Source organism: Streptomyces sp. NPDC101160, from assembly GCF_044768205.1.
In the GTDB taxonomy this organism is placed as follows: Bacteria; Actinomycetota; Actinomycetes; order Streptomycetales; family Streptomycetaceae; genus Streptomyces.
Genome location: NZ_JBIWPJ010000007.1, coordinates 189082 through 214086 on the forward strand (window position 1 = coordinate 189082; position 25005 = coordinate 214086).

A 25005-nucleotide genomic window follows, 5' to 3' on the forward strand; every position below is an offset into this window, starting at 1 on the left:
AGTGCATGCGATAGGTACGCTCATGCCTTGTGCCTGGGGTGTGCCCGGAGCCGTGTGCGTGTCCTCAACCGCACTGGTCTCCGAGACCGGCCACCGCGATCAGCGCCCTTTTCCGCCCTCGGCGGAGGTTCGCGCGATCCGACACACCCGACCGCGTGGGTCGGCGAAGTTCCAGGTTAGTTTTACCGAACGGCACACAGAAACCGGAGAAGTAGTGCCTACGATCCAGCAGCTGGTCCGTAAGGGCCGGCAGGACAAGGTCGAGAAGAACAAGACGCCCGCACTCGAGGGTTCCCCTCAGCGCCGCGGCGTCTGCACGCGTGTGTTCACGACCACCCCGAAGAAGCCGAACTCGGCCCTCCGTAAGGTCGCGCGTGTGCGTCTGACCTCGGGCATCGAGGTCACGGCCTACATTCCGGGTGAGGGACACAACCTGCAGGAGCACTCCATCGTGCTCGTGCGTGGTGGCCGTGTGAAGGACCTGCCGGGTGTTCGTTACAAGATCATCCGCGGTTCGCTCGACACCCAGGGTGTCAAGAACCGCAAGCAGGCTCGCAGCCGCTACGGCGCCAAGAAGGAGAAGTAAGAATGCCTCGTAAGGGCCCCGCCCCGAAGCGCCCGGTCATCATCGACCCGGTCTACGGTTCTCCTCTTGTCACGTCGCTGATCAACAAGATCCTGCTGGACGGCAAGCGCTCCACCGCCGAGCGCATCGTCTACGGCGCCATGGAGGGCCTCCGCGAGAAGACCGGTGCTGACCCGGTCGTCACGCTGAAGCGCGCGCTCGAGAACGTCAAGCCGTCCCTCGAGGTCAAGTCCCGCCGTGTCGGTGGCGCCACCTACCAGGTGCCGATCGAGGTCAAGCCCGGTCGCGCGTCCACCCTGGCGCTGCGCTGGCTGGTCGGTTACTCCCGCGCCCGTCGCGAGAAGACCATGACCGAGCGCCTCATGAACGAGCTCCTCGACGCCTCGAACGGCCTCGGTGCTTCGGTCAAGAAGCGCGAGGACACGCACAAGATGGCCGAGTCCAACAAGGCCTTCGCGCACTACCGCTGGTAGTCGCAACCCACATCGAGACCGAGAGAAGACTGAAGCCTTATGGCTACCACTTCGCTTGACCTGGCCAAGGTGCGCAACATCGGCATCATGGCCCACATCGACGCGGGCAAGACGACCACCACCGAGCGGATCCTGTTCTACACCGGTGTCTCGTACAAGATCGGTGAGGTCCACGACGGCGCTGCCACGATGGACTGGATGGAGCAGGAGCAGGAGCGTGGCATCACGATCACCTCTGCTGCCACCACCTGCCACTGGCCGCTCGAGGACGTCGACCACACGATCAACATCATCGACACGCCGGGCCACGTCGACTTCACCGTCGAGGTGGAGCGTTCGCTGCGCGTGCTCGACGGTGCTGTGACGGTGTTCGACGGCGTGGCCGGCGTCGAGCCGCAGTCCGAGACCGTTTGGCGTCAGGCGGACCGCTACGGCGTTCCGCGTATCTGCTTCGTCAACAAGCTCGACCGCACCGGTGCCGAGTTCTTCCGCTGCGTCGACATGATCGTGGACCGCCTCGGCGCGACCCCGATCGTCATGCAGCTCCCGATCGGTGCCGAGGCCGACTTCCAGGGCGTCGTCGACCTCGTCCGCATGAAGGCTCTTGTCTGGTCCGCCGAGGCCACCAAGGGTGAGATGTACGACGTCGTCGACATCCCGGACACCCACACCGAGCTCGCCGAGGAGTACCGCGGCAAGCTGGTCGAGGCCGTCGCCGAGAACGACGAAGAGATCATGGAGCTCTTCCTCGAGGGCGTCGAGCCCACCGAGGAGCAGCTGTACGCGGCCATCCGCCGCATCACGATCGCTTCCGGCAACCCGGACAACACCACGGTCACCCCGGTGTTCTGTGGCACCGCGTTCAAGAACAAGGGCGTCCAGCCCCTGCTCGACGCGGTCGTGCGCTACCTCCCCTCCCCGCTTGACATCGAGGCCATCGAGGGCCACGCGGTCAACGACCCGGAGGAGGTCGTCAAGCGCAAGCCGTCCGACGACGAGCCGCTGTCGGCCCTCGCGTTCAAGATCATGAGCGACCCGCACCTGGGCAAGCTCACCTTCGTCCGCGTGTACTCCGGCCGCCTCGACTCCGGTTCTTCTGTCCTCAACTCCGTTAAGGGCAAGAAGGAGCGCATCGGCAAGATCTACCGCATGCACGCGAACAAGCGTGAGGAGATCGACTCGGTGGGCGCCGGCGACATCATCGCCGTGATGGGTCTCAAGCAGACCACCACCGGTGAGACGCTCTGTGACGACAAGAACCCGGTCATCCTGGAGTCCATGGACTTCCCGGCCCCGGTCATCCAGGTCGCCATCGAGCCGAAGTCCAAGGGCGACCAGGAGAAGCTGGGTGTCGCCATCCAGCGTCTCGCGGAGGAGGACCCCTCCTTCCAGGTCCACTCGGACGAGGAGACCGGCCAGACCATCATCGGCGGTATGGGCGAGCTGCACCTCGAGGTGCTGGTCGACCGCATGCGCCGTGAGTTCAAGGTCGAGGCCAACGTCGGCAAGCCGCAGGTGGCCTACCGCGAGACGATCCGCAAGGCCGTCGAGCGCGTGGACTACACGCACAAGAAGCAGACCGGTGGTACGGGCCAGTTCGCCAAGGTCCAGATCGGCATCGAGCCGATCGAGGGCGGCGAGACCTCGTACGAGTTCGTGAACAAGGTCACCGGTGGCCGCATCCCGAAGGAGTACATCCCTTCGGTCGACGCGGGTGCCCAGGAGGCCATGCAGTTCGGCATCCTCGCCGGTTACGAGATGACCGGCGTCCGTGTGATCCTGCACGACGGTGCCTACCACGAGGTCGACTCCTCCGAGCTCGCCTTCAAGATCGCCGGCTCGCAGGCCTTCAAGGAGGCCGCGCGCAAGGCTTCCCCCGTGCTCCTTGAGCCGATGATGGCCGTCGAGGTCACCACGCCCGAGGACTACATGGGCGAGGTCATCGGCGACATCAACTCCCGCCGTGGCCAGATCCAGGCCATGGAGGAGCGTCACGGTGCCCGCATCGTGAAGGGCCTCGTGCCCCTGTCGGAGATGTTCGGCTACGTCGGCGACCTCCGCAGCAAGACCTCGGGTCGCGCAAGCTACTCGATGCAGTTCGACTCCTACGCCGAGGTTCCGCGGAACGTCGCCGAGGAGATCATCGCGAAGGCCAAGGGCGAGTAACGCACCGCGTTTAACGCACCGCGTTCACACGCTTTAGGCTTGACACCGACCGTCGGGGGTCGGCCCGCAAGGGAAGACCCCCGCGGGCGGCACCCCAGCAAAGATCACCTGGCGCCGATGAACCAAGGCGTACAGAACCACTCCACAGGAGGACCCCAGTGGCGAAGGCGAAGTTCGAGCGGACTAAGCCGCACGTCAACATCGGCACCATCGGTCACATTGACCACGGTAAGACGACCCTCACGGCCGCCATTACCAAGGTGCTGCACGACGCGTACCCGGACCTGAACGAGGCCTCGGCCTTCGACCAGATCGACAAGGCTCCCGAGGAGCGCCAGCGCGGTATCACGATCTCGATCGCGCACGTCGAGTACCAGACCGAGTCGCGTCACTACGCCCACGTCGACTGCCCGGGTCACGCGGACTACATCAAGAACATGATCACCGGTGCCGCGCAGATGGACGGCGCCATCCTCGTGGTCGCCGCCACCGACGGCCCGATGCCGCAGACCAAGGAGCACGTGCTCCTGGCCCGCCAGGTCGGCGTTCCGTACATCGTCGTCGCCCTGAACAAGGCCGACATGGTGGACGACGAGGAGATCCTCGAGCTCGTCGAGCTCGAGGTCCGTGAGCTCCTCACCGAGTACGAGTTCCCGGGCGACGACCTGCCGGTCGTCCGCGTCTCGGCGCTCAAGGCGCTCGAGGGCGACAAGGAGTGGGGCGAGAAGCTCCTCGGCCTCATGAAGGCCGTGGACGAGTCCATCCCGCAGCCCGAGCGTGACGTCGACAAGCCGTTCCTGATGCCGATCGAGGACGTCTTCACGATCACCGGTCGTGGCACCGTCGTCACCGGTCGTATCGAGCGTGGTGTCCTCAAGGTCAACGAGACCGTCGACATCATCGGCATCAAGACCGAGAAGACCACCACCACGGTCACCGGCATCGAGATGTTCCGCAAGCTGCTCGACGAGGGCCAGGCCGGTGAGAACGTCGGTCTGCTCCTCCGTGGCATCAAGCGCGAGGATGTCGAGCGCGGCCAGGTCATCATCAAGCCCGGTTCGGTCACCCCGCACACCGAGTTCGAGGCCCAGGCCTACATCCTGTCGAAGGACGAGGGTGGCCGTCACACCCCGTTCTTCAACAACTACCGCCCGCAGTTCTACTTCCGTACCACGGACGTGACCGGCGTCGTGACCCTCCCCGAGGGCACCGAGATGGTCATGCCGGGCGACAACACCTCCATGAGCGTCGCGCTGATCCAGCCCGTCGCCATGGAGGAGGGCCTCAAGTTCGCCATCCGTGAGGGTGGTCGTACCGTCGGCGCCGGCCAGGTCGTCAAGATCACGAAGTAAGGTTCCTCGCGAACGTTACGGTCTGACCTGGTAGCTCGTTGAGCTGCTGCGAGGGCCCCGTACCACTTCGGTGGTACGGGGCCCTCCGCGTTTTCCGGGTATGGGACTGAGATGGGTGCGCCGTACGGCGACGGGTACGGCCCTGGGGGCCTTGGCGGTGTTCGGCGTGCAGGCCGCGGCCAGCGGGGCCGGCGGCCACGACCGGGGCGAGGAGCTGCACCGGCTCGCGCTGACCGACCTGGGCGGCGGTGAGGCCGTGCTCAGCCGGCGGACCACCGAGCCCTTCGAGCTGCTCGGAGTGACCTGGAGCGACCCGTACGCGGAGCTCGACGGCCGGATCGAGGTGCGGACCCGGGACGCCGACGACGGCGAGTGGTCCGACTGGATCGCGCTCGAACCGCACCCGGCGGACCTGGACGGCCGGCGCCCGGGCGCACCGGGCTCCACGGAGCCCGTGTGGGTCGGCGCCTCGGACGGCGCGGAGGTGCGGATCAGCGGCGGCGACGGTGACGGTGCCGGTGACGGCGGTGATGGTCGCGACGGCGGTGGCGGCGGCGTCCCGGGCCGGCTGCCCGCGGGGCTCACGCTGAACATGATCGACCCGGGCGGCGCCGGGCCTGCGGATCTCGGCGCCGAGCCGGCCGCCTTCGCGGCCGCCGCCCGCACGGACGGGCCGCCCTCCAGCGCCCCGCGCCCGCAGATCGTCACGCGCGCCGAATGGGGCGGCGAGGAGATCGAGGAGAAGACTCCGGAGCCGGCCCAGTACCTGCCGGGCGGACGGATCAAGGCCGCGTTCGTGCACCACACGACGAGCGCGGAGTACGACTGCGCCGAGTCGGCGAGCGTCGTGCGGAGCATCCTCGACTACCACGTCGACGTCGAGAAGTGGCGCGACATCGGCTACAACTTCCTCGTCGACAAGTGCGGCACGATCTTCGAGGGCCGCAAGGGCGGCATCGACCAGCCGGTCCTCGGCGCCCACACCTACGGCTGGAACACCGAGTCGACGAGCGTCGCCTTCATCGGCGACTTCACCGCGCGGACCGCGCCGGACGCGGCGCTCGCGGCGGCGGCGCGGGTCGTCGCGTACAAGCTCGGGCAGTACGGCGTCGACCCGCGGGGCCGGGTGCGGCTGACGGCGGGCGCGACGCAGAAGAACTACTTCGGCGAGGCCTTCGAGCTCGGGCAGGTCTACGAGTTCAACGCCGTCTCCGGCCACCGCGACGGCTTCGCGACCGAGTGCCCGGGCAACAGCCTCTACCCGCAGCTGCCCGGGATCCGGGACCGCGCGGCCGGCGGCGGGGGAGTCCTCGACCTCCTCAACTGACGCCGGTACGCGGGGAGTCGGCGGTCATCGCGGCCGCCACGCCCACGGCCGCGCGTCCGCCCCGAGCCCGACCACCGTGCCGGCCCCGTACAGCGCCGGATCCCCGGCCGGGACCGTCCCCCGGGTACGGACGAAGAGCGTGCGCGCGCGGCGCAGCTGGATCCGGCCGTGCAGATCGCGGCCGAGCAGCACCGGGTCCGGGCCGGGGCCCGGGGCGGCGACGAGGTCGCCGTAGCCGTCGAAGGCGGGCGCCGCGCCCGGCGTCGCGCGCAGCCGGCCCTCGGCGGGGGCGCGGTAGAAGACCTGGACGCCGTCCGGGCCCGCCGCGGGGACCGCCGCGACCGGGTCACCGGCGAGGGGGAGCGGGGCCGTGGGACGGCCGTCCACCCAGTGCCGTACGCCCGTCCGGCCCGCCGCCAGCAGATGCACCCGGCCACGCGTGTCGACCAGGGCCGTCAGACCGTCCTGGACCTCCTCCTGGGCCGGCAGGTCCCGCCACGGGCCCCAGCCGCCGTCGGCGGCCCGGACACGGGTGGAGACGCCCTTCGCCGCGTTCCGTACGAAGAGGTGGACCCGCCCGTCCGGGGCGGCCACCGCCACCGGGGAACCGATTCTCCGGCCCCGGTCGTCGTCCCGCTCCGGATTCCCGAGACCTCGCCAGGCCAGGAAGGACCCGCCGGCGGAGCGCTGCTCCAGGAGCACCAGCTCGCGCCGGTTGGCGCCGCCACGCCCTTCCAGCGCCGCGAACCGCACACCGAAGAGCAGCAGCCGCCCGTCGCCGAGCACCGCCGAGCCCAGCGCCGGCACCAGCGGCCCGCCGCCCAGGTCCTCGGGCTCGCCCCACACCCTCGAGTGCGGCGCGGTCTCCCGCCAGCGGACCGCGCGCAGGCCCAGCACGCCGTACGTGGCGAGCCGGCCGCCCGGCTCCTCGGCGAGCGCCGGACGGGCACCGGGCCAGCGGTGGTGGGTGGCGCGCACCCAGCCCTTGCGGTTGGTGAGCGGCCGGCCGCCGCCCTGCCCGTAGTCGCCGCAGCCGCCCGGGTTGCCGCAGTGCCAGGCCGGGTCGCCGCCGTACGGGACGAGATGCGCGGCCTTCTCCTTCAGGACCTGCGGCGGCAGGTTCTTCGGCCAGTGGCGGTTGTAGTAGCCGCGGAAGCCGGTCGTGGTGAACGCCGGCACCGGCCCGCCGTTCGCCGTGGCGTCGGCGACCCAGCGCAGCAGAGCCGCCCAGGTGAAGCAGGCGACGGCGGTGTGGTCGCCGTGGTCGGAGTAGCCGGGCTGCTCGCTGTTGCGGTTGGCGGAGGCGATGTCGCCGGTCTGGATGTCCGGATCCGGGTCGAGGGTGTGCACGACGGTCGGCCGGTACGCGGCGAGCAGCCCGGCCAGGACCTCGACCAGCTGCTCGTGGTCGTAGGTGTCGGCGCGGGTGACGGGGGAGCCGGTGGAGAACTGGGTGCGCAGCTCCAGGGCCCGGTCCTCCCACAGCGCGGGCACGGCCATGTAGCGGCGCGGGGTGTGCATGGGCAGGTTCAGGAAGATCAGCTCGACCCGGCGCCCGGCGTGTTCCAGGACGTCCAGCTCGGCGTGCCGCCCGCCCACCAGCGCGAGGCTGCGCCGGTCCCAGGCGGTGAACCTGTCCAGGCCGAGCGCCTCCGCGTACGCCTGCCGCAGGCCCTGGTGGCGCGCCGATGAGTAGGCGGCCTTGTCGGGCTTGGCCTGCGGCATGCCCGGCAGCCCGTTCTTGCCGATGTGCTCGCCGGCCGTCACGTACACCGACACCAGCGGCACCCCGGCGTCGAGCAGCCGTTGGGAGTCCGGGTTCATGAAGTACAGGTCGTCGTCCGGGTGCGCGGCGAACTGCATGAGCAGCGCCCGCCGGCCCGTCGCGATCGGCCGGCCGGGCGCCGGGTCGGCGGACCGGGTGGTCCGTGGCGGCTGGGGTACGGAGCAACCGGCGACGGCCGCGAGGGCCGCTCCCGCGAGTACGGTGCGCCGCGCCACTCTTCTGCTGTCCACCGGTTCTGTGTCCCCCGTGTGCGTGTTCCGTGCCGAGCTCGTGCGCCTGGCTAGACGGATTTTCGGGGTCAGGGGTTCAACCCGCCGCGGAGGCTTCGCCGAGCGGCACCGTGGCACGCACCCGCATGGGCTCGTCGCCGCGCCGGGCGAGCAGCACCAGCTCGTCCACGCGGACGCTCGCCGTCCCCAGCAGCTCCGCGCACTCGGCGGCGAGGACAGCCGGTGTACGGGAGCGGCCGAGGGACAGATGCGGGGTGAAGGCCCGGGTGTCGACGCAGAGCGGGAAGCGCTCCTCCAGGGCCTCCCGCATCCGCAGCCAGGGTTCGTTCCCCGCCGCGGCCGGGTCGAGCCAGACCGTGGCGTCCGTACGGTGCCGGAACCAGCGCACGCCCTGCAGCCGGGCACGGAACGGCTCCACGGTCCGCAGCGCGGCCGCGACCAGCGGGATCGCCTGCAGGAACGCGGACTCGGGCACGAACCCGTACACCACGTTGACGTGCGGCGGCCAGCGGCGGATCTGCCGGTCGTGCACCCGCCGGATGTCCTGGATCGCCGGCCACAGCCAGTCCGGCGGCAGCCAGGCGACGGCGGTCCGGTACGTGGGCGCCGCGGCGAGCACGTCCGCGTGCACCCGGCCTGCCGCCGACTCGTCGAGCCGGTCGACGTGGGCCGCCCGGTCCCAGACGACCTCCCCGTCCGCCTCGAAGAACACCACCCGGTGCCACGGGATCTCGCCGCCCGGCACGAAGTCGACCAGATCCACCCGCGCGGGCCCGGCGCCGCCGCGCTCGGCGATCCCCATGACGAAGCGCTCGGCGTCGAGGCGCGGATCCCAGAGCACCCGGTGGTAGACCTCGTCGCTGGTGCGCATACTCCGGGTCTGCCCGGATTCGACCGGTCACGAACTGATCAAGAGCCTCTGACCTGGGTTTTCCGCCCGTCCGGCGGTGTGAGAGCGTCCGCTTCGCAGCACGGGCACGCAGCACAGGGGTGGGACACAACATGAGCGACAAGCCGTCGGACAAGCCGTCGGTCTCCGACGAGGAGTGGGCCTCGTTCGTCGAGAACGCGCGCGAGCAGGGCCTCGGCACCGAGGAGCAGTCGAAGGCGCTGCGCAAGGTCAGGCCGAAGAAGCCGCCGAAGGCGCGCAAGGCGCCGAAGCGGCAGGAACCGGCGGGCTGGCGCACCGGCCCGGCCTGGCAGGAGATGAACGGCAGCGCCGCCCGCAAGCGCCGCGTCAAGGGCGTCCTTGGCATCGTCCTGGCGGCGGCGGTGGCGGTCGTCGCCGTACGCCCGCAGCTGGTCACCGGCGTGCTGCCGGACGGCGTGACCTCGGCGCTCCCGAGCAGCTGGACCGACCACCCCGAGGACACCACCCCGCTCGCCGCCGAGACCGCCCGGCCGACGGCCGCACCGGACGAGGTCGACCCGGACCGCCCGACCCTGAAGGAGCCCTTCAAGGGCTCTCCGGCCGTGCGGTGGGCTGACGGCGCGGCGGGCATCGAGCTGCCGAAGCAGGTGAAGGCGACGGGCTGGATGTCGCAGAAGCAGGTCGCCGACGCCCTGAAGCTCTCAAAGGAGTTCCTCGTCGCCGCGAACCTCGACCCGGCCGTGTTGAAGGGCGGCAAGCCGAGCGCGGCGCTGAAGCTGATCGACCCCAAGCAGCCGGACGTCCGCCAGGAACTGGAGCGCGGGCTCGCCAAGCCGACCGAGAAGAACGACCCCACGACCCTGTTCAGCCGCTTCGAGCCGTCCGAGGTCCGCCTGGTCGGCGCCGTCGTGAAGACCCGTGGCCACCTGACCGTGGAGAAGGGCAAGGGCAAGGAGGCGGGCGCGGTGCTCGTCCGAGCCGACTACAGCTTCGTCTACCCGCTGGTCCAGGCCCGCCCGGGCGCCGACGAGGTCGTCCGTACGATCGTCCGCCGCGAGGTGGTCTTCGCCTTCTGGAAGCCTGGCTTCTACGAGGTCACCCCGGGGCGACTCGACCTGTACGACTGGCATTCCAACGTCGGCAACAGCTACTGCGACCGCGGCGCCGGCTTCTACCACCCGGCCTTCCACGAAGGCCCGGAGGCAACGACGCCCGAGCCCTCCGCCACCGGCCCCGCCGTCGACCCGTACGACCGGAGCAAGACCATCGGAGAGCTACCGCGCGGTTGCGGCACCGTCACGCGCAGCTGACGCCGCGCCCCGGACCCTGTGTGTACCCCACCGTGACGTGGGGTACAGTCTTCGCCCCGATTGGCGGCCACTAGCCCCCGTATGGCAGACTAGCGGGGTTGCTCGGTTGAGTGCCGATGCTGCGCGCCTCCCGCCGGGAGGACCGGAAGCGAGTCCCACAGTACTCGTCGCCCCTGCTCAGGGGCGGACGTACGGGAATCTTCCGGGAAGTGTCAGCGGGGTACCAGCCAGGCACCCGGTGGGTGTTCCACCCCCGGCTTCGCGGGTTTTCAGGGCCCGTACCCCCTTGGTTGGGAAATCCTTCGGGAGTTCTTCGTAGAGGGAGTGCGACACGCCCGACCGCGTGGGTCGGAGGAGGAGTCGGTAGAACCCCCGGGTTCCAGAGCGTTTTACGAGACAAAGGACTACTGAGTAGCCATGGCGGGACAGAAGATCCGCATCCGGCTCAAGGCCTACGACCACGAGGTCATCGACTCCTCGGCGAAGAAGATCGTCGAGACGGTGACCCGCACTGGTGCGTCGGTCGCGGGCCCGGTGCCGCTGCCCACTGAGAAGAACGTGTACTGCGTCATCAAGTCGCCGCACAAGTACAAGGACTCGCGCGAGCACTTCGAGATGCGCACGCACAAGCGCCTCATCGACATCCTCGACCCCACGCCGAAGACGGTTGACTCGCTCATGCGCCTCGACCTGCCGGCTGGTGTCGACATCGAGATCAAGCTCTGAGGTGACGCGCGAGATGGCTAAGAACATCAAGGGCATCCTGGGCGAGAAGCTCGGCATGACGCAGGTCTGGGACGAGAACAACCGGGTCGTCCCGGTGACCGTCGTCAAGGCCGGCCCGAATGTCGTGACCCAGGTGCGTACGAACGACGTCGACGGCTACGAGTCGGTCCAGATCGCCTTCGGCGAGATCGACCCGCGCAAGGTGAACAAGCCCCTCAAGGGCCACTTCGCCAAGGCCGACGTCACCCCGCGCCGTCACCTCGTCGAGATCCGTACCGCTGACGCCAGCGAGTACACCCTCGGCCAGGAGATCACCGCCGAGGTCTTCGAGGCGGGCATCAAGGTCGACGTGACCGGCAAGAGCAAGGGCAAGGGCTTCGCCGGTGTCATGAAGCGCCACAACTTCCGTGGTGGCAAGGCTTCCCACGGTGCCCACCGCGTGCACCGCAAGCCCGGTTCGATCGGTGGCTGCGCCACCCCGGGCCGCGTCTTCAAGGGCATGCGCATGGCCGGCCGCATGGGCAACGAGCGCGTGACCACCCAGAACCTGACCGTTCACGCCGTTGACGCGGAGAAGGGCCTGCTGCTCATCAAGGGCGCGGTTCCTGGTCCGAACGGCGGCCTCGTCCTGGTCCGCACCGCGGCCAAGGGGGCCTGAGGATATGAGCACCATTGACATTCTGTCGCCCTCCGGCGACAAGACCGGGACCGTCGAGCTCCCGGCCGAGATCTTCGACGCCAAGATCAGCGTCCCGCTGATCCATCAGGTCGTCGTCGCGCAGCTTGCGGCTGCCCGCCAGGGCACCCACAAGACCAAGACGCGTGGCGAGGTCCGCGGTGGTGGCAAGAAGCCTTACCGCCAGAAGGGCACCGGCCGCGCCCGCCAGGGTTCGACCCGCGCCCCGCAGTTCGCCGGTGGTGGCGTCGTGCACGGTCCCGTGCCGCGTGACTACTCGCAGCGGACCCCGAAGAAGATGAAGGCCGCCGCCCTCCGCGGTGCCCTCTCCGACCGGGCGAACCACTCCCGTATCCACGTCGTCTCCGGCGTGGTCGAGGGTGGCGTCTCCACCAAGGCCGCCAAGACGCTGTTCGGCAAGATCTCGGAGCGCAAGAACCTGCTCCTGGTCGCCGAGCGCACCGACGAGGCCGCGTGGCTGTCCGCCCGCAACCTGCCCCAGGTGCACATCCTGGAGCCGGGCCAGCTGAACACGTACGACGTGATGCGCTCTGACGACGTGGTCTTCACCCAGGCCGCGTTCGAGTCCTTCGTGTCTGGCCCCAAGGCCGCTGACAACGAGGGGAACGAAGCCTGATGGCCGAGATCACCAGCAAGACCTTCACGGACCCGCGCGACATCCTCGTCAAGCCGGTTGTCTCCGAGAAGAGCTACGCGCTGCTCGACGAGAACAAGTACACGTTCATCGTCGCGCCCACCGCCAACAAGACCCAGATCAAGCAGGCCGTCGAGGCGGTCTTCTCGGTCAAGGTCGCCGGGGTCAACACGATCAACCGCCAGGGCAAGCGCAAGCGCACCCGCACCGGTTTCGGCAAGCGCGCCAACACCAAGCGCGCCATCGTGACCCTTGCTGAGGGCAACCGAATCGACATCTTCGGCGGCCCGGCCGCCTAAGGGCGGTCGAGTCGTCCGATATCGGACGAGGACTGAGAAATGGGTATCCGCAAGTACAAGCCGACTACGCCGGGCCGTCGTGGCGCCTCCGTAGCCGACTTCGTCGAGATCACGCGGTCCACGCCGGAGAAGTCGCTGGTCCGCCCGCTGCACAGCAAGGGTGGCCGTAACAACACCGGTCGTGTGACCGTCCGTCACCAGGGCGGTGGCCACAAGCGCGCCTACCGCGTGATCGACTTCCGTCGTCACGACAAGGACGGCGTGCCGGCCAAGGTCGCTCACATCGAGTACGACCCCAACCGCACCGCGCGCATCGCGCTGCTCCACTACGCGGACGGCGAGAAGCGCTACATCATCGCCCCGCGTGGTCTCTCGCAGGGCGACCGGGTGGAGAACGGCCCCACGGCCGACATCAAGCCCGGCAACAACCTGGCCCTCCGCAACATCCCGGTCGGTACCACGATCCACGCGATCGAGCTCCGTCCCGGCGGTGGCGCCAAGTTCGCCCGCTCCGCAGGTGCCTCCGTGCAGCTGCTCGCGAAGGAGGGCACCATGGCCCACCTCCGCATGCCTTCCGGCGAGATCCGTCTGGTCGACGCCCGCTGCCGCGCCACCATCGGCGAGGTCGGCAACGCCGAGCAGTCGAACATCAACTGGGGTAAGGCCGGCCGCAAGCGCTGGCTGGGCGTTCGCCCGACCGTTCGCGGTGTGGCGATGAACCCGGTTGACCACCCGCACGGTGGTGGTGAGGGCAAGACCTCCGGTGGTCGTCACCCGGTCTCCCCGTGGGGTCAGAAGGAGGGTCGTACTCGTTCGCCGAAGAAGGCTTCGAACAAGTACATCGTCCGCCGCCGCAAGACGAACAAGAAGCGCTAGGAGCGGGTTTAGATGCCGCGCAGTCTCAAGAAGGGACCCTTCGTCGACGGCCACCTCATCAAGAAGGTGGACGCCCAGAACGAAGCCGGTACCAAGAACGTCATCAAGACCTGGTCCCGTCGCTCCATGATCATCCCGGCGATGCTCGGGCACACGATCGCGGTGCACAACGGCAAGACCCACGTCCCGGTGTTCGTCACCGAGTCGATGGTCGGCCACAAGCTCGGCGAGTTCTCGCCGACGCGCACCTTCCGGGGTCACGTCAAGGAAGACCGGAAGTCGAAGCGCCGCTAGCAGCGGATCGCATTCAGATTCGTAAGTAACTGAGAGGGACAACCATGGAAGCCAGGGCCCAGGCGCGGTACATCCGCGTTACGCCCATGAAGGCCCGCCGCGTGGTGGACCTTATCCGTGGCATGGATGCCACGGAGGCTCAGGCTGTTCTGCGATTCGCTCCGCAGGCAGCCTCCGTGCCGGTCGGCAAGGTGCTCGACAGCGCCATCGCCAACGCCGCGCACAACTACGACCACACGGACGCCTCTTCGCTGTTCATCAGCGAGGCGTTCGTCGACGAGGGTCCGACCCTGAAGCGGTTCCGTCCGCGTGCCCAGGGCCGTGCCTACCGGATCCGCAAGCGGACCAGCCACATCACCGTGGTCGTCAGCAGCAAGGAAGGAACCCGGTAATGGGCCAGAAGGTTAACCCGCATGGGTTCCGGCTCGGCATCACCACGGACTTCAAGTCCCGCTGGTACGCCGACAAGCTGTACAAGGACTACGTCAAGGAAGACGTCGCCATCCGCCGGATGCTGACGTCCGGCATGGAGCGCGCCGGCATCTCGAAGGTTGAGATCGAGCGCACCCGCGACCGCGTCCGCGTTGACATCCACACCGCTCGCCCGGGCATTGTCATCGGTCGCCGTGGCGCCGAGGCCGACAAGATCCGTGGCCAGCTGGAGAAGCTGACCGGCAAGCAGGTTCAGCTGAACATCCTCGAGGTCAAGAACCCCGAGGTCGACGCTCAGCTGGTGGCCCAGGCCGTCGCCGAGCAGCTGTCCTCCCGCGTCTCCTTCCGTCGGGCCATGCGCAAGAGCATGCAGTCCGCCATGAAGGCCGGCGCCAAGGGCATCAAGATCCAGTGTGGTGGCCGTCTCGGCGGCGCCGAGATGTCCCGCTCGGAGTTCTACCGCGAGGGTCGTGTGCCGCTGCACACGCTGCGCGCGAACGTCGAGTACGGCTTCTTCGAGGCCAAGACCACCTTCGGCCGCATCGGCGTGAAGGTCTGGATCTACAAGGGCGACGTCAAGAACATCGCCGAGGTCCGCGCCGAGAACGCTGCTGCCCGTGCGGGCAACCGCCCGGCCCGTGGCGGCGCTGACCGTCCGGCCGGCCGCGGTGGCCGCGGTGGCGAGCGTGGCGGTCGCGGTCGCAAGCCGCAGCAGGCTCAGGCTGCCGAGGCCCCCAAGGCCGAGGCTCCCGCCGCCGCTCCGGCTGCTGAGAGCACCGGAACGGAGGCCTGACCGAAATGCTGATCCCCCGTAGGGTCAAGCACCGCAAGCAGCACCACCCGAAGCGCAACGGTATGTCCAAGGGTGGCACGCAGGTTGCGTTCGGCGAGTACGGCATTCAGGCCCTCACCCCGGCCTACGTGACCAACCGCCAGATCGAGGCCGCGCGTATCGCGATGACCCGCCACATCAAGCGTGGCGGCAAGGTCTGGATCAACATCTACCCGGACCGTCCGCTCACGAAGAAGCCTGCCGAGACCCGCATGGGTTCCGGTAAGGGTTCGCCGGAGTGGTGGATCGCGAACGTCAAGCCCGGTCGGGTGATGTTCGAGCTGTCCTACCCGAACGAGAAGATCGCGCGTGAGGCTCTGACTCGTGCGGCTCACAAGCTGCCGATGAAGTGCAAGATCGTTAAGCGCGAGGCAGGTGAGCTGTGATGTCGGCCGGTACCAAGGCGTCCGAGCTGCGCGAGCTGGGCAACGAGGAGCTTGTTGGCAAGCTCCGCGAGGCCAAGGAAGAGCTGTTCAACCTCCGCTTCCAGGCGGCGACGGGCCAGCTCGAGAACCACGGTCGGCTCAAGTCCGTCCGTAAGGACATCGCCCGGATCTACACCCTGATGCGTGAGCGCGAGCTGGGCATCGAGACGGTGGAGAACGCCTGATGAGCGAGAACAACGTGACTGAGAAGACCGAGCGCAACGCCCGCAAGGTCCGTGAGGGCCTCGTCGTCAGCGACAAGATGGACAAGACCGTCGTCGTCGCTGTCGAGGACCGCGTCAAGCACGCGCTGTACGGCAAGGTCATCCGCCGTACGAACAAGCTCAAGGCTCACGACGAGCAGAACCAGGCCGGCGTCGGCGACCGCGTCCTCCTCATGGAGACCCGGAAGCTCTCGGCGTCCAAGCACTGGCGCGTCGTCGAGATCCTCGAGAAGGCCAAGTAATTCATCCGAGGGGCTTCCCCCTCGGGTTCGTTCCGCCAGGCTCGGCAGGGGTTGAGCGATCAACCCCTGCCGGGAACCGGCAGACAATCAGGAGATAGACGTGATCCAGCAGGAGTCGCGACTTCGCGTCGCCGACAACACTGGTGCCAAGGAGATCCTTTGCATCCGTGTTCTCGGTGGTTCGGGTCGCCGCTACGCGGGCATCGGTGACGTCATCGTCGCCACCGTCAAGGACGCGATCCCCGGTGGCAACGTGAAGAAGGGTGACGTCGTCAAGGCGGTCATCGTTCGCACCGTCAAGGAGCGCCGCCGCCAGGACGGCTCGTACATCCGCTTCGACGAGAACGCCGCCGTCATTCTGAAGAACGACGGCGACCCTCGCGGCACCCGTATCTTCGGCCCGGTCGGCCGTGAGCTGCGCGAGAAGAAGTTCATGAAGATCATCTCGCTCGCGCCGGAGGTGCTGTAAGCATGAAGATCAAGAAGGGCGACCTGGTACAGGTCATCACCGGCAAGGACAAGGGCAAGCAGGGCAAGGTCATCGCGGCCATGCCGGCTGAGAACCGCGTCCTCGTCGAGGGTGTCAACCGGGTCAAGAAGCACACCAAGGCCGGCCCCAACCAGGCCGGCGGCATCGTGACGACCGAGGCTCCGGTCCACGTCTCCAACGTCCAGCTGGTCGTGGAGAAGGACGGCAAGAAGGTCGTCACGCGTGTCGGTTACCGCTTCGACGACGAGGGCAACAAGATCCGCGTTGCCAAGCGGACGGGTGAGGACATCTGATGGCTACCACCACTCCGCGTCTCAAGACGAAGTACCGCGAGGAGATCGCGGGCAAGCTGCGTGACGAGTTCAAGTACGAGAACGTCATGCAGATCCCCGGCCTCGTGAAGATCGTGGTCAACATGGGTGTCGGCGACGCCGCCCGTGACTCGAAGCTGATCGAGGGCGCGATCCGCGACCTCACCACGATCACCGGTCAGAAGCCGGCCGTCACCAAGGCCCGCAAGTCCATCGCGCAGTTCAAGCTGCGTGAGGGTCAGCCGATCGGTGCCCACGTCACGCTCCGTGGCGACCGCATGTGGGAGTTCCTGGACCGCACCCTGTCGCTCGCGCTCCCGCGCATCCGCGACTTCCGCGGCCTCTCCCCGAAGCAGTTCGACGGCCGTGGCAACTACACCTTCGGTCTCACGGAGCAGGTCATGTTCCACGAGATCGACCAGGACAAGATCGACCGCGTCCGGGGTATGGACATCACCGTGGTGACCACGGCGACCAACGACGACGAGGGCCGTGCCCTTCTGCGTCACCTCGGCTTCCCGTTCAAGGAGGCGTAAGCGAGATGGCGAAGAAGGCTCTCATCGCGAAGGCTGCCCGCAAGCCCAAGTTCGGTGTGCGTGCGTACACGCGCTGCCAGCGCTGCGGCCGTCCTCACTCCGTGTACCGCAAGTTCGGCCTCTGCCGCGTGTGCCTTCGTGAGATGGCTCACCGTGGCGAGCTGCCGGGCGTGACCAAGAGCTCCTGGTAATTCCCCTTCGCCCTTTGGGCGTTGGTGAATGACCGGAGTCTCTCGGTAAGCATTGGGCTGGCGGAGGTCCGACCCTGCATGCCGTAGGCTTGCATGGTTGGGCGTCCGCCGCCCGTACGACTTACTACGCCGTAGGTCCACCGCACCGCACCCGCCCCGTCTCGGATCGGGGAGAGGGATGGTGCACCAGGAAACCCCGGCGAGAGAGGCCGAAGGCCAATTCATGACCATGACTGATCCGATCGCAGACATGCTCACGCGTCTGCGTAACGCGAACTCGGCGTACCACGACTCCGTGACGATGCCGCACAGCAAGATCAAGTCGCACATCGCGGAAATCCTCCAGCAGGAGGGCTTCATCACCGGCTGGAAGGTCGAGGACGCCGAGGTCGGCAAGAACCTCGTGCTCGACCTGAAGTTCGGTCCGAACCGTGAGCGCTCCATCGCGGGCATCAAGCGGATCTCGAAGCCGGGCCTCCGGGTTTACGCGAAGTCCACCAACCTGCCGAAGGTTCTCGGCGGCCTGGGCGTGGCGATCATCTCCACGTCCCACGGTCTCCTGACCGGCCAGCAGGCTCAGAAGAAGGGCGTGGGTGGGGAAGTCCTCGCCTACGTCTGGTAGTCGGGAACGGAGGAAAAGCTATGTCTCGCATTGGCAAGCTCCCCATCCCGGTTCCCGCCGGCGTGGACGTCACCATCGAGGGCCGCACGGTCACGGTGAAGGGTTCCAAGGGCACCCTCACCCACACCGTTGCCGCTCCGATCGAGATCGTTAAGGGCGAGGACGGCGTTCTGAACGTCACCCGTCCGAACGACGAGCGTCAGAACAAGGCCCTGCACGGCCTGTCCCGCACGCTGGTGGCCAACATGATCACCGGTGTGACCCAGGGGTACACGAAGGCGCTCGAGATCAGCGGTGTCGGTTACCGCGTGGCCGCGAAGGGCTCCAACCTGGAGTTCCAGCTCGGCTACAGCCACCCGATCCTGGTGGAGGCCCCCGAGGGCATCTCCTTCAAGGTCGAGTCGCCGACCAAGTTCTCGGTCGAGGGCATCGACAAGCAGAAGGTCGGCGAGGTCGCCGCCAACATCCGCAAGCTGCGGAAGCCCGACCCGTACAAGGCCAAGGGTGTCAAGTACGCGGGCGAGGTCATCCGCCGCAAGGTCGGAAAGGCTGGTAAGTAAGCCATGGCATACGGTGTCAAGATCGCCAAGGGCGACGCTTACAAGCGCGCTGCGAAGGCGCGCCGTCACCTGCGCATCCGCAAGAACGTGTCGGGTACGGCGGAGCGTCCGCGCCTCGTCGTGACGCGCTCGAACCGCGGCATCACCGCGCAGGTCATCGACGACCTGAAGGGTCACACCGTCGCGTCGGCGTCCCACCTGGACGCTTCGATCCGCGGTGGCGAGGGCTCCAAGTCCTCGCAGGCCCAGCAGGTCGGCGCCCTGGTCGCCGAGCGCGCCAAGGCCGCCGGTGTCGAGGCCGTCGTGTTCGACCGTGGTGGCAACAGGTACGCCGGGCGCATTGCCGCTCTGGCTGACGCCGCCCGCGAAGCCGGGCTGAAGTTCTAAGCCCCGGTTCCGGGACTAACGGACGTAACAGAGAGAGGTATTCCAATGGCTGGACCCCAGCGCCGCGGTAGCGGTGCCGGTGGCGGCGAGCGGCGGGACCGGAAGGGCCGCGACGGTGGCGCTGCCGCCGCCGAGAAGACCGCGTACGTTGAGCGCGTTGTCGCGATCAACCGCGTCGCCAAGGTTGTGAAGGGTGGTCGTCGCTTCAGCTTCACCGCGCTGGTCGTGGTGGGCGATGGTGACGGCACCGTCGGTGTCGGTTACGGCAAGGCCAAGGAGGTGCCGGCCGCCATCGCCAAGGGTGTTGAGGAGGCCAAGAAGCACTTCTTCAAGGTCCCCCGTATCCAGGGCACCATCCCGCACCCGATCCAGGGTGAGAAGGCTGCGGGCGTCGTCCTGCTCAAGCCGGCTTCCCCCGGTACCGGTGTTATCGCCGGTGGCCCGGTGCGCGCCGTGCTCGAGTGCGCCGGCGTTCACGACATCCTGTCGAAGTCGCTCGGCTCCGACAACGCGATCAACATCGTGCACGCGACCGTGGCGGCCCTCAAGGGCCTGCAGCGTCCCGAGGAGATCGCGGCTCGCCGCGGTCTGCCGCTCGAGGACGTCGCCCCCGCGGCTCTGCTTCGTGCGCGTGCTGGGGCGGGTGCGTAATGGCTCGCCTCAAGATCACGCAGACGAAGTCGTACATCGGCAGCAAGCAGAACCACCGCGACACTCTGCGTTCGCTCGGGCTCAAGCGCCTGAACGACGTGGTCGTCAAGGAGGACCGCCCCGAGTTCCGCGGCATGGTGCACACCGTCCGCCACCTCGTGACGGTTGAGGAGGTCGACTGATCATGGCGGAGAACAACCCGCTCAAGATCCACAACCTCCGTCCCGCCCCGGGCGCCAAGACCGCCAAGACCCGTGTGGGTCGTGGTGAGGCGTCGAAGGGTAAGACGGCCGGTCGTGGTACCAAGGGCACGAAGGCCCGCTACCAGGTTCCGGAGCGCTTCGAGGGTGGCCAGATGCCGCTCCACATGCGTCTCCCGAAGCTGAAGGGCTTCAAGAACCCGTTCCGCACCGAGTACCAGGTCGTGAACCTGGACAAGCTGGCCGCGCTCTACCCGCAGGGTGGCGAGGTCACGGTGGCCGACCTGGTCGCCAAGGGTGCCGTTCGCAAGAACCAGCTCGTCAAGGTCCTGGGCCAGGGCGAGGTCTCCGTGGCGCTGCAGGTGACGGTCGACGCCGTCTCCGGCTCCGCCAAGGAGAAGATCGCCGCCGCCGGCGGCACCGTCACCGAGCTCGTCTGAGACGACTCGATGGCCTGAACATCCGACCGGGGATGCCTCTCAAATGGGGCATCCCCGGTTGGTCGTTCCTAGGGGACCTATGTCGCCGGTAAGGTGGCGTCCACTGTCTAGAGTGCGTGCGGTGTGCCCGCGGGTGCTCGGACCGATCACTACCCAGTCGAACCTCAAGACCGTCACCTCTGACGCACGTGCGCGGGGGTCGCAGGAGGCACCGTGCTCACCGCGTTCGCCCGGGCGTTCAAGACGCCCGACCTGCGCAAGAAGCTGCTCTTCACGCTCGGCATCATCGTGCTGTACCGGCTCGGGGCACACATCCCCGTCCCCGGCGTCAGCTACGAGGCCGTCCAGACGTGTGTGGATCAGGCGAGGCAGGGCAGCAACAGCCTGTTCGGCCTGGTCAACATGTTCAGTGGCGGGGCGCTGCTGCAGATCACCATCTTCGCGCTCGGCATCATGCCGTACATCACGGCGAGCATCATCCTGCAGCTGCTGACCGTCGTGATCCCGCGCCTGGAGAACCTCAAGAAGGAGGGCCAGGCCGGCACCGCCAAGATCACGCAGTACACGCGTTATCTGACGGTCGCCCTCGCGATCCTGCAGGGCACCGGCCTCGTCGCCACCGCCCGCAGCGGCGCGCTGTTCAGCGGCTGCACCGTCGCGAGCCAGGTCGTCCCGGACCAGTCGATCTTCGCCACCGCCGTCATGGTCATCACCATGACCGCCGGCACCGGCGTCGTGATGTGGCTCGGTGAGCTCATCACCGACCGCGGCATCGGCAACGGCATGTCGATCCTCATGTTCATCTCGATCGCGGCCGGCTTCCCGGGCGCCCTGTGGGCCATCAAGACGAGCGGCAAGCTCGCCAAGGGCTGGATCGAGTTCGGCACCGTCATCCTCATCGGCTTCGTGATGGTGGCCCTCGTCGTCTTCGTCGAGCAGGCCCAGCGCCGTATCCCGGTGCAGTACGCGAAGCGCATGATCGGCCGCAGGTCGTACGGCGGTACGTCCACTTACATCCCGTTGAAGGTGAACCAGGCAGGTGTGATTCCTGTCATCTTCGCCTCGTCGCTGCTCTACATCCCGGCGCTCATCGCGCAGTTCTCGAACTCGACCGCGGGGTGGAAGACGTGGATCGAAGCCCACTTCGTCAAGGGTGACCACCCGTATTACATCGCCGCCTACTTCCTTCTGATCGTCTTCTTCGCCTTCTTCTACGTGGCTATCTCGTTCAACCCCGAGGAAGTCGCCGACAACATGAAGAAGTATGGTGGCTTCATCCCGGGTATCCGGGCTGGTCGACCTACTGCCGAGTACCTGAGCTACGTGCTCAACCGGATCACTTGGCCGGGCTCGCTGTATCTGGGTCTGATCGCTCTCGTGCCGACGATGGCGTTGGCAGGCTTCGGTGGCGCCAACCAGAACTTCCCGTTCGGTGGCACCAGCATCCTCATCATCGTCGGTGTGGGTCTGGAGACCGTGAAGCAGATCGAGAGCCAGCTCCAGCAGCGCAATTACGAAGGGTTCCTCCGCTGATGCGAATCGTCCTCGTCGGACCGCCCGGGGCCGGCAAGGGAACGCAGGCCGCGTTTCTTGCCAAGAACCTGGACATCCCGCACATCTCCACGGGTGACCTGTTCCGTGCCAACATCTCGCAGGGCACGGAGCTGGGCCTCGCGGCGAAGGGTTACATGGACCGGGGCGAGCTCGTTCCGGACGAGGTGACCATCGGGATGGCCAAGGACCGGATGGAGCAGGCGGACGCCGCCAAGGGCTTCCTGCTCGACGGGTTCCCGCGCAACGTGGCCCAGGCCGAGGCGCTGGACGCCGCCCTCAAGGAGGACGGCATGCAGCTGGACGCGGTCCTGGACCTGGAGGTCCCCGAGGACGAGGTCGTGAAGCGGATCGCGGGTCGCCGCATCTGCCGCAACGACTCGGCGCACGTCTTCCACGTGACGTACAACGCCCCGAAGACCGAGGGCGTCTGCGACGTCTGCGGCGGCGAGCTCTTCCAGCGCCCGGACGACTCCGAGGAGACGGTCCGCACGCGCCTGGAGGTCTACCACACGCAGACCGAGCCGATCATCGACTACTACAAGAAGCAGGGACTCGTCGCGACGATCTCCGCTCTCGGCAAGGTGGACGAGGTCACGGCGAAGGCGATGGACGCGCTGAAGAAGTAACCCAAGATCGCTGCGATACGGCCGCGGTGCCCGGGACGGGCGCCGCGGCCGTATCGTTGTTCCGACCCCCGTAATCGACAGGAAGGCCGCGGCCGAGATGGTGCAGATCAAGACCCCCGAGCAGATCGCGAAGATGCGCGAGGCGGGGCTGGTCGTCGCGGCCATCCACGCGGCCACCCGCGAGGTCGCGGTGCCGGGCGCCACGACGAAGGACCTCGACGAGGTCGCGCGCAAGGTCATCGCCGACCACGGGGCGAAGTCGAACTTCCTGGGGTACGGGGGCTTCCCCGCGACCATCTGCACCTCGGTGAACGAGGTCGTCGTCCACGGCATCCCGGACGACAAGACCGTCCTGAAGGACGGCGACATCATCTCCATCGACGCCGGCGCGATCGTCGACGGCTGGCACGGCGACGCCGCGTACACCTGCTTCGTGGGCACCGGTCACGCGCCGGAGCTGGTCGAGCTCTCCCGGGTGACCGAGGAGTCGATGTGGGCCGGCATCGCGGCCATGAAGCTCGGCGCGCGCCTGGTCGACATCTCGAAGGCGATCGAGACGTACATCAAGCGGCAGCCGCGCCCGGCCGTGGGCGACCACAGCCTGGGCCGCTACGGCATCATCGAGGACTACGGCGGCCACGGCATCGGCACCGAGATGCACATGGACCCGCACCTCCTGAACTACGTCTCCCGCAAGCGCGGCAAGGGCCCGAAGCTGGTCCCCGGCTTCTGCCTCGCGATCGAGCCGATGGTCTCGCTGGGCACCCCCCAGACCGAGGTCCTCGCCGACGACTGGACGGTCATCACCACCGACGGCACCTGGTCCTCCCACTGGGAGCACAGCGTGGCGCTGACGGAGGAGGGCCCGCTGGTCCTCACCGCGGTGGACGGCGGCAAGGCGAAGCTGGCGGAGCTGGGCGTCACGGCGGCGCCGGACCCGCTGGCCTGATGCCGGTCCCACCACCTGCGTAACGATCTTCAGCGTTGGGCAAACTCCCCGGATTCGTCTTTTCCCGGGGCCTGACGTAGACTGATGCGTCGGCTCTCGTGTACCCGTGTGTCCGCACACGGCGGCGAGGGTCGATCAAGGTAGCCGATTCGAAAGGCGAAGCGTGGCCAAGAAGCAAGGTGCCATCGAAATCGAGGGCACCGTGATCGAGTCCCTCCCGAACGCCATGTTCAAGGTGGAACTCCAGAACGGTCACAAGGTCCTCGCGCACATCTCCGGCAAGATGCGGATGCACTACATCCGAATCCTCCCGGACGACCGGGTCGTCGTGGAGCTGTCTCCGTACGACCTGACGCGTGGCCGGATCGTCTACCGGTACAAGTAGATCTTGCTCGCACCCCGCCGTTCCGTGCGGGGGGTGGCACTGACCCGGAGAACCTCACATCCCATGAAGGTCAAGCCGAGCGTCAAGAAGATCTGCGACAAGTGCAAGGTGATCCGCCGTCACGGCCGGGTCATGGTCATCTGCGACAACCTGCGCCACAAGCAGCGCCAGGGCTGACGCACGCCGACCGACCTGCATTTCGCAGTTCTTCGCGCGACGCATAGCAACACGTACATACGCAGAGCCCGCCCAGCCCATCAGGGCCGGCGACACCTCCGGCGGGGGCCGGGGACTCGATTCGTACCTCATACGGCGGTCGGGACCGGTTCTGCAGCAGACCCCCGAGAACACAGGAGCCATTGAATGGCACGCGTTTCCGGTGTTGACATCCCGCGTGACAAGCGCGTGGTGGTCGCACTCACCTACGTCTTCGGTATCGGGCGCACCCGGTCCGAGGAGATCCTCGCCGCTACCGGCGTGAACGAGTCCACCCGTGTCCGCGACCTTGCCGAGGAAGACCTCGTCAAGATCCGCGAGTACGTGGACGCCAACCTCCAGACCGAGGGTGACCTCCGCCGTGAGATCGCGGCCGACATCCGCCGCAAGGTCGAGATCGGCTGCTACCAGGGTCTGCGCCACCGTCGTGGCCTGCCCGTCCGCGGTCAGCGCACCAGCACGAACGCTCGTACCCGCAAGGGCCCGCGTCGCGCCATCGCCGGCAAGAAGAAGCCGGGCAAGAAGTAGTCCTCAGCGGACACTGCGGACTTTCGGGGGGCGACCCCCGAACCCGCGTTTCCCACGGTCTTCGCTGCAGGACCGACCACCTCCCGTAGGAGTTATAGATGCCCCCCAAGGGTCGTCAGGGCGCTGCCAAGAAGGTGCGCCGCAAGGAAAAGAAGAACGTCGCTCACGGCCACGCGCACATCAAGAGCACGTTCAACAACACGATCGTCTCGATCACGGACCCGTCCGGCAACGTGATCTCCTGGGCCTCCGCCGGCCACGTCGGCTTCAAGGGCTCGCGCAAGTCCACCCCCTTCGCCGCGCAGATGGCCGCCGAGTCGGCCGCCCGCCGCGCGCAGGAGCACGGCATGCGCAAGGTCGACGTCTTCGTCAAGGGTCCCGGCTCCGGCCGTGAGACCGCGATCCGCTCCCTCCAGGCCACCGGCCTCGAGGTCGGCTCGATCCAGGACGTCACCCCCACCCCGCACAACGGCTGCCGTCCGCCGAAGCGCCGCCGCGTCTGACGTAGCGGACGCACCTGTGCGTCTTTGAGTGTCCGGGCGGTACGGCTCCGTAAGGGGGCGTGCCGCCCGTACCC

Annotated in this window: 36 protein-coding genes; 34 read left to right on the top strand and 2 right to left on the bottom strand. The window is 67.7% G+C overall.

Annotated elements, in window-relative coordinates:
* Positions 1-214: 214 nt before the first annotated feature.
* From rpsL to ACIRSU_RS23570, 5 genes are all read left to right on the top strand, one after another.
* Positions 215-586, top strand: a complete 372-nt coding sequence (gene rpsL, locus ACIRSU_RS23550) for a 30S ribosomal protein S12 (protein WP_003948652.1) — start codon at positions 215-217, stop codon at positions 584-586.
* A 2-nt stretch (positions 587-588) separates the two neighbouring features.
* Positions 589-1059, top strand: a complete 471-nt coding sequence (gene rpsG / locus ACIRSU_RS23555) for a 30S ribosomal protein S7 (RefSeq protein ID WP_389204802.1) — start codon at positions 589-591, stop codon at positions 1057-1059.
* Between the two features lie 39 nt (positions 1060-1098).
* Positions 1099-3225 (top strand): elongation factor G, encoded by a 2127-nt coding sequence (gene fusA / locus ACIRSU_RS23560; RefSeq protein ID WP_403795440.1) that lies wholly within the window; start codon positions 1099-1101, stop codon positions 3223-3225.
* A gap of 158 nt (positions 3226-3383) precedes the next feature.
* Positions 3384-4577 carry an elongation factor Tu gene (tuf, locus tag ACIRSU_RS23565; RefSeq protein WP_365754583.1) on the top strand — a complete coding sequence of 398 codons (1194 nt, stop codon included), beginning with the start codon at positions 3384-3386 and terminating at the stop codon, positions 4575-4577.
* A 100-nt stretch (positions 4578-4677) separates the two neighbouring features.
* Positions 4678-5904: an N-acetylmuramoyl-L-alanine amidase gene (locus ACIRSU_RS23570; protein ID WP_403795443.1), complete on the top strand. Its 1227-nt coding sequence runs from the start codon at positions 4678-4680 to the stop codon at positions 5902-5904.
* 24 nt (positions 5905-5928) lie between these two features.
* Here ACIRSU_RS23570 and ACIRSU_RS23575 read toward each other — a convergent pair whose 3' ends face one another.
* Both ACIRSU_RS23575 and ACIRSU_RS23580 read right to left on the bottom strand, forming a co-directional pair.
* Entirely contained in the window at positions 5929-7920 is a 1992-nt protein-coding gene (locus tag ACIRSU_RS23575; protein WP_403795446.1) for a PIG-L family deacetylase, read from the bottom strand.
* Positions 7921-7996: 76 nt separating this feature from the next.
* Entirely contained in the window at positions 7997-8791 is a 795-nt protein-coding gene (locus ACIRSU_RS23580) for an RNA repair domain-containing protein (RefSeq protein WP_403795449.1), read from the bottom strand.
* Between the two features lie 131 nt (positions 8792-8922).
* On the opposite strand from ACIRSU_RS23580, the gene ACIRSU_RS23585 reads away from it, so the two are divergent.
* The 29 genes from ACIRSU_RS23585 to rpsK all read left to right on the top strand — a co-directional run bounded on the left by ACIRSU_RS23585 (position 8923) and on the right by rpsK (position 24931).
* Positions 8923-10101: a hypothetical protein gene (locus ACIRSU_RS23585; RefSeq protein ID WP_403795451.1), complete on the top strand. Its 1179-nt coding sequence runs from the start codon at positions 8923-8925 to the stop codon at positions 10099-10101.
* Positions 10102-10518: 417 nt separating this feature from the next.
* Positions 10519-10827 carry a 30S ribosomal protein S10 gene (rpsJ, locus tag ACIRSU_RS23590; RefSeq protein ID WP_003948644.1) on the top strand — a complete coding sequence of 103 codons (309 nt, stop codon included), beginning with the start codon at positions 10519-10521 and terminating at the stop codon, positions 10825-10827.
* Between the two features lie 13 nt (positions 10828-10840).
* The gene (rplC, locus tag ACIRSU_RS23595; protein ID WP_189948240.1) at positions 10841-11485 is read left to right on the top strand and encodes a 50S ribosomal protein L3; all 645 of its coding nucleotides are present in this window, start codon (positions 10841-10843) and stop codon (positions 11483-11485) included.
* A gap of 4 nt (positions 11486-11489) precedes the next feature.
* Positions 11490-12140 carry a 50S ribosomal protein L4 gene (rplD, locus tag ACIRSU_RS23600; RefSeq protein WP_403795454.1) on the top strand — a complete coding sequence of 217 codons (651 nt, stop codon included), beginning with the start codon at positions 11490-11492 and terminating at the stop codon, positions 12138-12140.
* The gene (gene rplW / locus ACIRSU_RS23605; protein WP_403795456.1) at positions 12140-12457 is read left to right on the top strand and encodes a 50S ribosomal protein L23; all 318 of its coding nucleotides are present in this window, start codon (positions 12140-12142) and stop codon (positions 12455-12457) included. The genes rplD and rplW overlap by 1 nt, the downstream gene beginning before the upstream one ends.
* A gap of 39 nt (positions 12458-12496) precedes the next feature.
* Entirely contained in the window at positions 12497-13333 is an 837-nt protein-coding gene (gene rplB / locus ACIRSU_RS23610; protein WP_282694360.1) for a 50S ribosomal protein L2, read from the top strand.
* Positions 13334-13345: 12 nt separating this feature from the next.
* Positions 13346-13627, top strand: coding sequence for a 30S ribosomal protein S19 (rpsS, locus tag ACIRSU_RS23615; RefSeq protein ID WP_030759378.1), 282 nt, complete (start codon positions 13346-13348; stop codon positions 13625-13627).
* A 44-nt stretch (positions 13628-13671) separates the two neighbouring features.
* Positions 13672-14019 carry a 50S ribosomal protein L22 gene (rplV, locus tag ACIRSU_RS23620; RefSeq protein WP_030359020.1) on the top strand — a complete coding sequence of 116 codons (348 nt, stop codon included), beginning with the start codon at positions 13672-13674 and terminating at the stop codon, positions 14017-14019.
* Entirely contained in the window at positions 14019-14852 is an 834-nt protein-coding gene (rpsC, locus tag ACIRSU_RS23625; RefSeq protein ID WP_362523674.1) for a 30S ribosomal protein S3, read from the top strand. Before rplV ends, rpsC begins: the two co-directional genes overlap by 1 nt.
* Before the next feature lie 5 nt (positions 14853-14857).
* The gene (gene rplP / locus ACIRSU_RS23630; protein WP_030494257.1) at positions 14858-15277 is read left to right on the top strand and encodes a 50S ribosomal protein L16; all 420 of its coding nucleotides are present in this window, start codon (positions 14858-14860) and stop codon (positions 15275-15277) included.
* A complete protein-coding gene (rpmC, locus tag ACIRSU_RS23635) occupies positions 15277-15501 on the top strand; it encodes a 50S ribosomal protein L29 (protein WP_265864047.1) in 225 nt (74 codons plus the stop codon). The genes rplP and rpmC overlap by 1 nt, the downstream gene beginning before the upstream one ends.
* Positions 15501-15782 carry a 30S ribosomal protein S17 gene (gene rpsQ / locus ACIRSU_RS23640; RefSeq protein WP_386863973.1) on the top strand — a complete coding sequence of 94 codons (282 nt, stop codon included), beginning with the start codon at positions 15501-15503 and terminating at the stop codon, positions 15780-15782. Before rpmC ends, rpsQ begins: the two co-directional genes overlap by 1 nt.
* A gap of 100 nt (positions 15783-15882) precedes the next feature.
* A complete protein-coding gene (gene rplN / locus ACIRSU_RS23645) occupies positions 15883-16251 on the top strand; it encodes a 50S ribosomal protein L14 (protein ID WP_003956455.1) in 369 nt (122 codons plus the stop codon).
* A gap of 2 nt (positions 16252-16253) precedes the next feature.
* Positions 16254-16565: a 50S ribosomal protein L24 gene (gene rplX / locus ACIRSU_RS23650; protein WP_030494259.1), complete on the top strand. Its 312-nt coding sequence runs from the start codon at positions 16254-16256 to the stop codon at positions 16563-16565.
* Complete coding sequence (gene rplE, locus ACIRSU_RS23655) at positions 16562-17119, top strand: 50S ribosomal protein L5 (RefSeq protein ID WP_265864084.1); 558 nt, start codon at positions 16562-16564, stop codon at positions 17117-17119. Before rplX ends, rplE begins: the two co-directional genes overlap by 4 nt.
* Before the next feature lie 5 nt (positions 17120-17124).
* Positions 17125-17310 (top strand): type Z 30S ribosomal protein S14, encoded by a 186-nt coding sequence (locus tag ACIRSU_RS23660; RefSeq protein ID WP_003956452.1) that lies wholly within the window; start codon positions 17125-17127, stop codon positions 17308-17310.
* A 223-nt stretch (positions 17311-17533) separates the two neighbouring features.
* Complete coding sequence (rpsH, locus tag ACIRSU_RS23665) at positions 17534-17932, top strand: 30S ribosomal protein S8 (protein ID WP_041130779.1); 399 nt, start codon at positions 17534-17536, stop codon at positions 17930-17932.
* Between the two features lie 20 nt (positions 17933-17952).
* Positions 17953-18492, top strand: coding sequence for a 50S ribosomal protein L6 (gene rplF / locus ACIRSU_RS23670; RefSeq protein ID WP_128985127.1), 540 nt, complete (start codon positions 17953-17955; stop codon positions 18490-18492).
* Positions 18493-18495: 3 nt separating this feature from the next.
* Entirely contained in the window at positions 18496-18879 is a 384-nt protein-coding gene (gene rplR / locus ACIRSU_RS23675) for a 50S ribosomal protein L18 (protein WP_030759358.1), read from the top strand.
* A 45-nt stretch (positions 18880-18924) separates the two neighbouring features.
* Positions 18925-19530 (top strand): 30S ribosomal protein S5, encoded by a 606-nt coding sequence (gene rpsE, locus ACIRSU_RS23680; protein WP_005313527.1) that lies wholly within the window; start codon positions 18925-18927, stop codon positions 19528-19530.
* Positions 19530-19712, top strand: a complete 183-nt coding sequence (gene rpmD / locus ACIRSU_RS23685; protein ID WP_005313525.1) for a 50S ribosomal protein L30 — start codon at positions 19530-19532, stop codon at positions 19710-19712. The genes rpsE and rpmD overlap by 1 nt, the downstream gene beginning before the upstream one ends.
* A gap of 2 nt (positions 19713-19714) precedes the next feature.
* Positions 19715-20170, top strand: a complete 456-nt coding sequence (rplO, locus tag ACIRSU_RS23690) for a 50S ribosomal protein L15 (protein WP_169088488.1) — start codon at positions 19715-19717, stop codon at positions 20168-20170.
* Positions 20171-20383: 213 nt separating this feature from the next.
* Positions 20384-21703 (top strand): preprotein translocase subunit SecY, encoded by a 1320-nt coding sequence (gene secY, locus ACIRSU_RS23695; protein WP_403795464.1) that lies wholly within the window; start codon positions 20384-20386, stop codon positions 21701-21703.
* Positions 21703-22350, top strand: coding sequence for an adenylate kinase (locus ACIRSU_RS23700; RefSeq protein ID WP_403795467.1), 648 nt, complete (start codon positions 21703-21705; stop codon positions 22348-22350). Before secY ends, ACIRSU_RS23700 begins: the two co-directional genes overlap by 1 nt.
* 97 nt (positions 22351-22447) lie before the next feature.
* A complete protein-coding gene (gene map / locus ACIRSU_RS23705) occupies positions 22448-23299 on the top strand; it encodes a type I methionyl aminopeptidase (RefSeq protein WP_403795470.1) in 852 nt (283 codons plus the stop codon).
* A 163-nt stretch (positions 23300-23462) separates the two neighbouring features.
* On the top strand, positions 23463-23684 hold the full coding sequence (gene infA / locus ACIRSU_RS23710) for a translation initiation factor IF-1 (protein WP_003956442.1): 222 nt from the start codon (positions 23463-23465) through the stop codon (positions 23682-23684).
* Positions 23685-23747: 63 nt separating this feature from the next.
* Positions 23748-23861, top strand: a complete 114-nt coding sequence (gene rpmJ, locus ACIRSU_RS23715) for a 50S ribosomal protein L36 (RefSeq protein WP_003956441.1) — start codon at positions 23748-23750, stop codon at positions 23859-23861.
* Positions 23862-24047: 186 nt separating this feature from the next.
* Positions 24048-24428 carry a 30S ribosomal protein S13 gene (rpsM, locus tag ACIRSU_RS23720; protein ID WP_351192692.1) on the top strand — a complete coding sequence of 127 codons (381 nt, stop codon included), beginning with the start codon at positions 24048-24050 and terminating at the stop codon, positions 24426-24428.
* A gap of 98 nt (positions 24429-24526) precedes the next feature.
* Positions 24527-24931, top strand: a complete 405-nt coding sequence (rpsK, locus tag ACIRSU_RS23725) for a 30S ribosomal protein S11 (protein ID WP_003956432.1) — start codon at positions 24527-24529, stop codon at positions 24929-24931.
* Positions 24932-25005: the final 74 nt, after the last annotated feature.